General features: G+C 69.8%; 9 protein-coding genes. 3 read left to right on the forward strand and 6 right to left on the reverse strand.

Going from position 1 to position 8,539, the window contains the following annotated elements; translation table 11 throughout:
* Positions 1–2 precede the first annotated feature (2 nt).
* The 6 genes from pheT to infC all read right to left on the reverse strand — a co-directional run bounded on the left by pheT (position 3) and on the right by infC (position 5,994).
* Positions 3–2,582 (reverse strand): phenylalanine--tRNA ligase subunit beta, encoded by a 2,580-nt coding sequence (gene pheT / locus ACZ3HL_RS32085; protein ID WP_465535150.1) that lies wholly within the window; start codon positions 2,580–2,582, stop codon positions 3–5.
* Positions 2,583–3,647: a phenylalanine--tRNA ligase subunit alpha gene (gene pheS / locus ACZ3HL_RS32090; RefSeq protein ID WP_465413100.1), complete on the reverse strand. Its 1,065-nt coding sequence runs from the start codon at positions 3,645–3,647 to the stop codon at positions 2,583–2,585.
* 236 nt (positions 3,648–3,883) lie between these two features.
* Complete coding sequence (locus ACZ3HL_RS32095) at positions 3,884–4,717, reverse strand: TrmH family RNA methyltransferase (RefSeq protein ID WP_465535258.1); 834 nt, start codon at positions 4,715–4,717, stop codon at positions 3,884–3,886.
* Positions 4,714–5,091, reverse strand: coding sequence for a 50S ribosomal protein L20 (gene rplT / locus ACZ3HL_RS32100; RefSeq protein WP_005163284.1), 378 nt, complete (start codon positions 5,089–5,091; stop codon positions 4,714–4,716). Before rplT ends, ACZ3HL_RS32095 begins: the two co-directional genes overlap by 4 nt.
* 62 nt (positions 5,092–5,153) lie before the next feature.
* Positions 5,154–5,348: a 50S ribosomal protein L35 gene (gene rpmI, locus ACZ3HL_RS32105; RefSeq protein ID WP_007028043.1), complete on the reverse strand. Its 195-nt coding sequence runs from the start codon at positions 5,346–5,348 to the stop codon at positions 5,154–5,156.
* 70 nt (positions 5,349–5,418) lie between these two features.
* Positions 5,419–5,994: a translation initiation factor IF-3 gene (gene infC, locus ACZ3HL_RS32110; RefSeq protein WP_051071860.1), complete on the reverse strand. Its 576-nt coding sequence runs from the start codon at positions 5,992–5,994 to the stop codon at positions 5,419–5,421.
* A 268-nt stretch (positions 5,995–6,262) separates the two neighbouring features.
* Here infC and ACZ3HL_RS32115 point away from each other — a divergent pair, with 268 nt between their 5' ends.
* The 3 genes from ACZ3HL_RS32115 to ACZ3HL_RS32125 all read left to right on the forward strand — a co-directional run bounded on the left by ACZ3HL_RS32115 (position 6,263) and on the right by ACZ3HL_RS32125 (position 8,357).
* The gene (locus ACZ3HL_RS32115; protein WP_005163289.1) at positions 6,263–6,622 is read left to right on the forward strand and encodes a DUF1844 domain-containing protein; all 360 of its coding nucleotides are present in this window, start codon (positions 6,263–6,265) and stop codon (positions 6,620–6,622) included.
* A 95-nt stretch (positions 6,623–6,717) separates the two neighbouring features.
* Positions 6,718–7,365 carry a GntR family transcriptional regulator gene (locus tag ACZ3HL_RS32120; protein WP_465535151.1) on the forward strand — a complete coding sequence of 216 codons (648 nt, stop codon included), beginning with the start codon at positions 6,718–6,720 and terminating at the stop codon, positions 7,363–7,365.
* Positions 7,362–8,357 carry a 1-aminocyclopropane-1-carboxylate deaminase gene (locus ACZ3HL_RS32125; protein ID WP_465535152.1) on the forward strand — a complete coding sequence of 332 codons (996 nt, stop codon included), beginning with the start codon at positions 7,362–7,364 and terminating at the stop codon, positions 8,355–8,357. Before ACZ3HL_RS32120 ends, ACZ3HL_RS32125 begins: the two co-directional genes overlap by 4 nt.
* Positions 8,358–8,539: the final 182 nt, after the last annotated feature.

An 8,539-nucleotide genomic window follows, 5' to 3' on the forward strand; every position in this document is an offset into this window, starting at 1 on the left:
GGTCAGGCGCGCAGGCTCGCACCGAAGCGTTCACCCGCGACCGCGACGGCGGCGTCACGGGCCTTGGTGGCCTCGTCGACGGTCAGCGTGCGATCCGCGGCGCGGAAGCGCAGCTTGTACGCCACCGAGCGCTTGCCCTCGCCCAGCTGCTCACCCTGGTACGAGTCGAACAGCGTGATGTCCTCGAGCAGTTCGCCCGCGCCTTCGCGCAGCGCATCGGCCAGGTCGGCCGACGGGACGCTCGCCTCGGCGACGAGGGCGACGTCGAGCAGCACCGGCGGGTACGCCGAGATCCGCGGCGCCGGACGGCCGTCCGGGATCGGGATCGCGTCCAGGTCGAGCTCCATCGCGACGGTGCGCGGCGGCAACCCGAGCGCCTCGACGACCTTGGGGTGCAGCTCACCGGCGTAACCGACGGGCCACTGCCCCACCCGCAGCTGCGCGCAGCGGCCGGGGTGCCACGGCGGCTGATCCGCCGCGGCCGTGGTCAGCTCGACACCGGCGGCCTGCGCCACCAGCCGGGCGGCCTGCACCGCGTCGGCCCAGTTCGCCTGCTCGCCCGCACCCCACCAGCCGGCCCGGGCGCGCTGGCCCGCGAGCACGACGGCTACGTGCAGCGGCTGCGGCGGAACCGCCGCCTCCAGCACCGCGAGCTCCTCGTCGGTCGGACGCCGGTCCACCCCGAGCGAAGGCATCGGGATGGGGTTCGGCCCGGGCAGCACGACCTGTCCGATGTGGAACAGCGAGACATCCTTGAAACCACGGGAAATGTTGCGCTGCAAGGTATCCAGCAGCCCCGGCAGCAAGGTGCTCGCCATCCGGTCCTTGTCCGCCTCCAGCGGATTGCGGACCTTCACGGTGCTGCGGCGGACGTCGTCCTCGGGCAGCCCGAACGCGTCCCAGACCGAGTCCGAGATGAACGGGAAGGGCAGCACCTCGACGTAGCCGTTCTCCGCCAGCGCACGCGCGACCGAACGACGGCGGCGCTGCGTGTCGGTGAGACCGCGGCCGGCCGGGGCTTCGGGGAGCACCGACGGGATGCTGTCGTATCCCTCCAGCCGGAGCACCTCCTCGACCAGGTCGGCGGGCTGCACCAGGTCACCGCGCCAGCTCGGCGGCACGGCGGTCACCAGCGCGGTGCCGTCCTCGGCCGTGCCCACGTTGACCTTGCAGCCGATCTGCGAGAGCCGCTTGACCGTGACACCGCGCTCGTAGCGCACCCCGGCCACCTGGTCGGGCAGGCTGATCGGCATGGTCACCGGCGCGTTCGGCTCGACGCCGCCCTCGTCGGTGCGGCCGGGCAGGATCGAACCCTCGCCGTACTGACGCAGGAGGCGTGCCGCGAGTTCGACGGCCACCGCGCACAGCTGCGGGTCGGTGTAGCGCTCGAACCGCTTGGCCGCCTCGGAGAACAGCTTGTGACGGCGGGCCGTCCGGCTGATCGACGACGGATCCCAGTGCGCCGCTTCGAGCAGCACGTCGGTGCTCTCCGGCGTGATCTCGGTCGACGCGCCACCCATCGTGCCCGCCAGCGAGATGACGCCGCTGTCGTCGGCGATCACCACGTCGTCCGCGTCGAGCGTGCGCTCGACATCGTCCAAAGTGGTCAGTTTCTCGCCCGGCTTCGCCTTGCGCACCACCAGATCGCCCTTGACCGAACCGGTCGCGAAGGCGTGCAGCGGATGCCCGAGTTCGAGCATGACGTAGTTGGTCACGTCGACCGCGAGCGAGATCGAGCGGATACCCGCCAGCATCAGGCGGCGGCGCATCCACCACGGCGTCGGCGCGGTGGCGTCGAGGTTCTTGACCCGGCGCAGCACGAACCGCTTGCAGCCCTCGGTGTCTTCGAGGTGCACCGGCCAGACGTCGCTCTCGGCCTCGGGGACCTCGATGGACGCCGGGTCGCCGAACGGGACGTCGAGCGCGTTGGACAGCTCGCGGGCCAGCCCGCGGACCGACAGCGTGTACCCGCGGTCCGGGGTCGGCGTGACCTCGAGGACGGTGTCTTCGAGGCCGAGCAGCTTGTTCGCGTCCTCGCCGGGGCTCGCCGTGCTCGGCGGCAGCACCAGGATGCCGGAGTGGTCGTCACCGATGCCGAGTTCGCTCGCGGAGCAGATCATGCCGTCGCTGAGGCGGCCGTAGGTCTTGCGCGAACCGATTTCGAAACCGCCGGGCAGCACGGTGCCGGGCAGCGCGACGACGACCAGGTCGCCCTCGGCGAAGTTCGTGGCACCGCAGATGATCCCGCGGGTCTTGATCCCCGTGGGGCCCTCGTCCTCGTAAGGACCTTCGTCGTCGTCCTCGTCATCGTCGAGGTTCTCGTCGGGCTTGACTGAGTCTTCGGCGGTGTCGTTCTCGGATTCGCCGACGTCGACCCGGCAGAACCGGACCGGCTTCTTGAACTCGGTGAGCTCCTCGATCTCGGCGACACGGCCGACCACGAGCGGGCCGGTGACCGGTTCGAGTTTCCGGACGTCGTCGACCTCGATGCCGATGCGCACGAAGGCGTCGGCCAGATCCTGGGCCGTGACCTCCTCGTCGACGTCGAGGTGTTCGGTCAGCCAGCTGGCTGGGACCTTCACTCAGGCCTCCGTTCCGAAGGGCAGGGTGAACCTGATGTCGCCCTCCACCATGTCGCGCATGTCCGGGATTCCGTTGCGGAACTGCAGGGTGCGCTCGATACCCATGCCGAAGGCGAAGCCCGAGTAGACCTCGGGGTCGACGCCGCAGGCACGCAGGACGTTGGGGTTGACCATGCCGCAGCCGCCCCATTCGACCCAGCCGGGGCCACCCTTCTTCTCCTCGAACCAGACGTCGACCTCGGCCGACGGCTCGGTGAACGGGAAGAAGTGCGGGCGCAGGCGGGTCTTCGAGGTACCGCCGAACATCGCGCGGGCGAAGGCGTCGAGGGTGCCCTTGAGGTGCGCCATCGTCAGGCCCTTGTCCACCGCGAGTCCTTCGACCTGCGAGAACACCGGGGTGTGCGTGGCGTCGAGCTCGTCGGTCCGGTACGTGCGGCCGGGGCAGACGACGTACACGGGCAGGTCACGATGCAGCAGCGTGCGGGCCTGCACCGGCGAGGTGTGCGTCCGCAGCACCAGGCCGGAGTCCTCCTCGCCGAGGTAGAACGTGTCCTGCAGCTGGCGCGCGGGGTGGTCCTTGCCGAAGTTCAGCGCGTCGAAGTTGAACCACTCGGCTTCGAGTTCCGGGCCTTCGGCGATTTCGTAGCCCATCGCGACGAAAGCGTCGGCGATCCGATCCGACAGCGTCGCGATCGGGTGCCGGGCGCCACGGGGCACGCGGTCCCAAGGGAGCGTGACGTCGACGGCCTCCTCGCGGAGCACCTTCTCGTCACGTTCGGCTTGGAGGACGGCTCGGCGCGCGTCGAAGGCGGCCTGGATGCCCTGGCGCGCTTCGTTGACCCGCTTGCCGGCCTCGGCCTTCTCCTGCTTCGGCAGCGCACCGATCTCGCGGCGGGCGAGCAGCAGCGGAGACTGGTCCCCGAGGTGGGCGGGTTTGACCGCGGCCAGCGCGTCGAGATCCGCCGCGGCCGCGAAATCGGTCTCGGCCTGTTTGACGGCGGCCGTCAACGTTTCCGGCGCGAGCGTTCCCGCCTGGGGGTCCTGCTTGTCGTTGGCTTCGGACATAACTCCTCGGCGTCCGCTGGGACTGGTCCGGTGCACGCGAGCGCACACATGGGTTTAGCAGCTGCTGAATTCTATGGGACAGCGGACGGCGGCCCCCGATCACCCTCGGGCTGGGCACACCGTCACTCGGACGTGCGAAAAACGCGCTCTACGCCGTAAACAAGGTGCTGGAACGAACACTGCGTTCCATGAGAGCTCCCTTGGTGTCGTGATGCGACGGCGTGCTGCCCGCGACTCTACGTGGTGGCGGCCCGCGAAGCCATCGCATTCGTGTACACGCAGATCGCGGCGGCCGTCGCGAGGTTCAGGCTCTCCGCCCGGCCGTACATCGGGATCTTGACCGCGAGATCCACCGTTTCCAGGACCGCCTGCGGCAGTCCGTGCGCCTCGTTGCCGAAGACCCACGCGGTGGGCTCGTCGAAGGTCACCTGATCGAGCTCGGTGTCGGCGTAGCCGTGCGCGCCGAAGGTGCGGAGTCCGGCGGCGGAGCAGGCCTTCAAGGCCGCGTCGACGTCGCGGATCCGGGTGATGGCGGGGTGGAACAGGCTGCCGGCGGCCGCGCGGACGCATTTGCCGTTGTGCGGGTCGACGCTGTCGCCGGCGAGGACGACCGCGTCGGCGCCGGCGGCGTCCGCGACCCGGATCACGGTGCCCGCGTTACCGGGATCCGCGACGTCGACGAGGACGACGACCAGCTTCGCGCCCGGCTTCAGGACCGTCTCTTGTGGACGGTCGACGAGCGCGCAGACCGCGACGATGCCTTGCGGCGTCACGGTCTCGGACAACCCGTCGGCGGCACGATCGGTGATCGGCGAGACGGGGACGCCCGCCTCGCGCGCGGCGGCGAGCAGACGTTCGTGCTGCGCGGCGGCGCGTTCGGTCACGAACAGCTCGTAGACCTTGCCGCCGTGGTCGAGCGCGGCTTCGACCGCGTTCGCGCCCTCGGCAAGGAACCGGCCGGTCTTCTCACGCTCGGCCCGGCGGGTGAGCTTGCGCGCAGCAACGACCCGGGGCGTCCGTTCGGTGAACGGAGCCGCCCCGGGTCGTGGAAGAGCGCTGTCGCCGGTCAGGCCGACTTCTTCTCTTCGGTGTTCACGTTCGCCTTGGCCAGCTCGGCCAGCGCGGTGAAGGCGGCGGCGTCGTTGACCGCGAGGTCCGCGAGGATCTTGCGGTCGACCTCGACACCCGCGGCCTTGAGGCCCTGGATGAACCGGTTGTAGGTCACGCCGTTGGCGCGGGCCGCCGCGTTGATGCGGGTGATCCACAGCTGGCGGAAGTCACCCTTGCGGGCACGACGGTCCCGGTAGGCGTAGTTCAGCGAGTGAAGCGTCTGCTCCTTCGCCTTGCGGTACAGCCGCGAACGCTGGCCGCGGTAGCCGCTGGCGAGCTCGAGAGTCGCGCGACGCTTCTTCTGGGCGTTGACAGCCCTCTTGACGCGTGCCACTGGGTCCATCCTGTCGATCTGGGGGCGCGCTGGCGCGCCCGGCGTTTACAAAGTGCGGGGTGTCAGCGGCCGAGAAGGCGCTTGACGCGGCCGACGTCGTTCTTGGCGATCTCGGTCGTGCCTTCGAGGCGGCGGGTGAGCCTGTTGGACTTCTTCTCCATCAGGTGGCGGCGGCCGGCCTTCTGGCGGCGCAGCTTGCCCGAACCCGTGACGCGGACACGCTTGGACGTCCCGCTGTGCGTCTTCATCTTCGGCATTACGTTGTCCTCTTCCGTGCGGCGGCACACCGGCAGTTCCCGGTGTGCCGCTGACATGTGCTGGTCGGCGCTACGCGTCGGCGGGCGGCTCGGACGACTCGTCCTTGGCTGCCTTCGCGGCCTTCTGCGGCTTCACGTTCTTGTGCGGGGCCAACACCATGATCATGTTGCGACCGTCCTGCTTCGGCGACGACTCGACGAAACCGAGCTCGGTCACCTCGTCGGCGAGCTTCTGCAGCAGGCGGAACCCGAGTTCCGGCCGGGACTGCTCGCGACCGCGGAACATGATCGTGACCTTGACCTTGTTGCCTGCCGCAAGGAAGCGCGACACGTGACCCTTCTTGGTCTCGTAGTCGTGCTGGTCGATCTTCGGCCGCAGCTTCTGCTCTTTGATGACGGTGAGCTGCTGGTTGCGGCGGGACTCGCGGGCCTTCTGCGCGCTCTCGTACTTGAACTTGCCGAAGTCCATGAGCTTGCATACGGGCGGGCGTGCCTGCGGGGCGACCTCGACGAGATCGAGATCGTTCTCCTGTGCCAGCCGCAGCGCATCTTCGATCCGGACGATGCCGACCTGTTCACCGGCCGGCCCGACGAGGCGGACCTCCGGTACCCGGATTCGGTCGTTGATGCGTGTCTCGGAGCTGATGGGGCCTCCCTGGTTCGAGGTAAATTCTTCTACCGTTTCGACCTGGTGCCCACATACCTAAGGCCCCGGTACCGTGCGGTACGCGGGGCCCACTCTTTCCGATCGTGTTCGATCTCCAGAACCGAACACACCGCCTCGACGCCCGAAATCGTCTTGGCGAGACCGGACCCGGACACCTGGTGTTGCGGCAGTGACGCGGGTGGGAGCGGGGCTCCACTTGCCGCCCCCGATCGCTCGGGGGCTGGTCGCTCGTGGAAGGGTACCAGACGTGTCAGATGAACCCGTTCAGCAGCCCCCGTATTCCCCGGACGTCCGCGACCTGGAGGACATCCCGAGCGTCGAGGTGATCAGCAGGGCGGCCGTCATGCTGCTCTCCGCCGGCGCCGAACGCCTCGGCCTCGCGGACGAGGACCCGGCCAGCTCACCGCACCGCGACCTCGACGAGGCCCGCCGCCTGATCACCGCCCTCGCCGGGCTGGTCACCGCGTCGGCAGAGTACCTCGGCCTGCACGCGGGCCCGTTGCGCGACGGCCTCCAGTCGCTGCAGAAGGCGTTCCGCGAGGCTTCGGCCGTGCCGGACGCGCCGGGCCAGGGGCCGGGCGAGAAGTACACGGGGCCGGTCTACTAGCCCTCCGAAGTACATGAAGGCCCCCTTCCTTGCGCCTGGGCACAGGAAGGGGGCCTTCATGTACTTCCGCTCCGGCGTCGACTAACATTTCAGATGTGAGTGGGTTAGCGAAGGTTTCGAGGTCCCTCCTAAGGGACGAGGCCTACGAGAGCATCCGGCGGGCGATCATCGACGGGACGTTGCCGCCGGGGACGAACCTGCGCGACGGCGATCTCGCCGACCAGCTGGGGCTGTCCAGGGCGCCGGTGCGCCAAGCGCTGCTGCGACTGGTCGAGGACGGTCTCGTCGAGTCGAAGCCGCAGAGCTACACGCGCGTCGCGGGGTTCGTTCCCGACGACGTCCGTGACGCCCTGCAGCTCGTGCGCGCGCTGCACGAGGTCGCCGTCCGGGCGGGTGCCCCGCGGATGGGCCCGGCCGAGGTCGCCGCGATGCGCGCGGCCAACGCCCGGTTCGCCGGCGCGATCGCCGCCGGGGACATCGCGGCCGCGATCGCCGCCGACGACGAACTCCACGACGTCCCGGTGGCCGCCGCGCGCAACCGGGCGATCGCCGCGACGCTTGCCCGCTACACGCCCCTGCTGCGACGTCTCGAATACGCCCGCTTCGGCTCCCTGCCCGCCCACCGGTCGGTCCAGCGCCACACGGAACTGGCCGACGCCATCGAAGCGGGCGACGTCGACGCGGCCTGTGCCATCACCGCCACGATCTGGACCGAACTCGAAGACCTCCTGGAGACGCCATGACCCTCGCCGATTTCCCCCGCTACCCGTTGCTGTTCGGCCCCTCCCCCGTTCATCCGCTGGAGCGGCTCACCGCTCATCTCGGCGGCGCGAAGGTCTGGGCGAAACGCGAGGACGTCAACTCCGGGATCGCGTTCGGCGGCAACAAGACCCGGAAGCTCGAATACCTGGTCGCCGACGCGCTCGCCTCGGGCGCCGACACGCTGATCTCGATCGGCGGTGTGCAGTCGAACCACACCCGCCAGGTCGCCGCGGCCGCCGCGCGGGCCGGGCTCAAGGCCGTGCTGGTGCAGGAGAGCTGGGTCGACTGGAACGACCCGATGTACGACAAGGTCGGCAACATCCAGCTTTCGCGCATCCTCGGCGCGGACATCCGGATGGTCGAGGCCGGGTTCGGCGTCGGCTTCAAGGAGAGCTGGGAGAACGCCGTCAAGGAGATCGAAGCCGACGGTGGGAAGCCGTACGCGATCCCGGCGGGCGGCTCGGACCACCGTCTCGGCGGGCTCGGCTTCGCGAACTGGATGGTCGAACTCGAAGCGCAGGAGGCGGAACTCGGCGTCTTCTTCGACACCGTGATCGTCTGCTCGGTGACCGGCAGCACGCAGGCGGGGATGGTCGCCGGGGCCGCGCTTTCCGGGAAGCCGCGCCGGATCCTCGGTATCGACGGGTCGGCGAAACCGGCCGAGACCCGCGATCAGATCACCCGCATCGCCCAGGCGACCGCGGAGCTGATCGGCGCGGGCGAGATCGGCGAGGTCGAACTGGACGAGCGCTACCACGCCGGGATCTACGGTATCCCGGACGAGTCCACTTTGGACGCGATCCGGACGCTGGCGCGGCTGGAGGGGGTGCTCACCGATCCGGTGTACGAGGGCAAGTCCATGGCGGGGCTGATCGACCTCGTCGGCCGCGGCGAGATCTCGCGGGACTCGAACGTGCTCTTCGCGCACCTGGGTGGGCAACCCGCGCTGAACGGGTACACGAGCGTCCTCTAGCCCTCGTGAGTGGTAAGGACGGTTACAGCCGAGGGCGTCTTAGGTACCTACTGGCTTCCGGTCGCTGGTGGTCCCGGGCCCGGCCACGGCCGGGGGGGGGGGGGGGGGGGGGGGGGGGGGGGGGGGGGGGGAGGGGGGGGGGGGGGGGGGGGGGGGACCACCCCACCACCCCCCCCCCCCCC

The sequence above is a fragment of the Amycolatopsis sp. NPDC000009 genome (assembly GCF_055563465.1).

Coding starts and splice junctions, on each gene's coding strand:
- rpmI (WP_007028043.1), bottom strand. CDS start 5,348: ATGCCGAAGATGAAGACGCACAGCGGGACGTCCAAGCGTGTCCGCGTC.
- pheS (WP_465413100.1), bottom strand. CDS start 3,647: ATGTCCGAAGCCAACGACAAGCAGGACCCCCAGGCGGGAACGCTCGCG.
- ACZ3HL_RS32125 (WP_465535152.1), top strand. CDS start 7,362: ATGACCCTCGCCGATTTCCCCCGCTACCCGTTGCTGTTCGGCCCCTCC.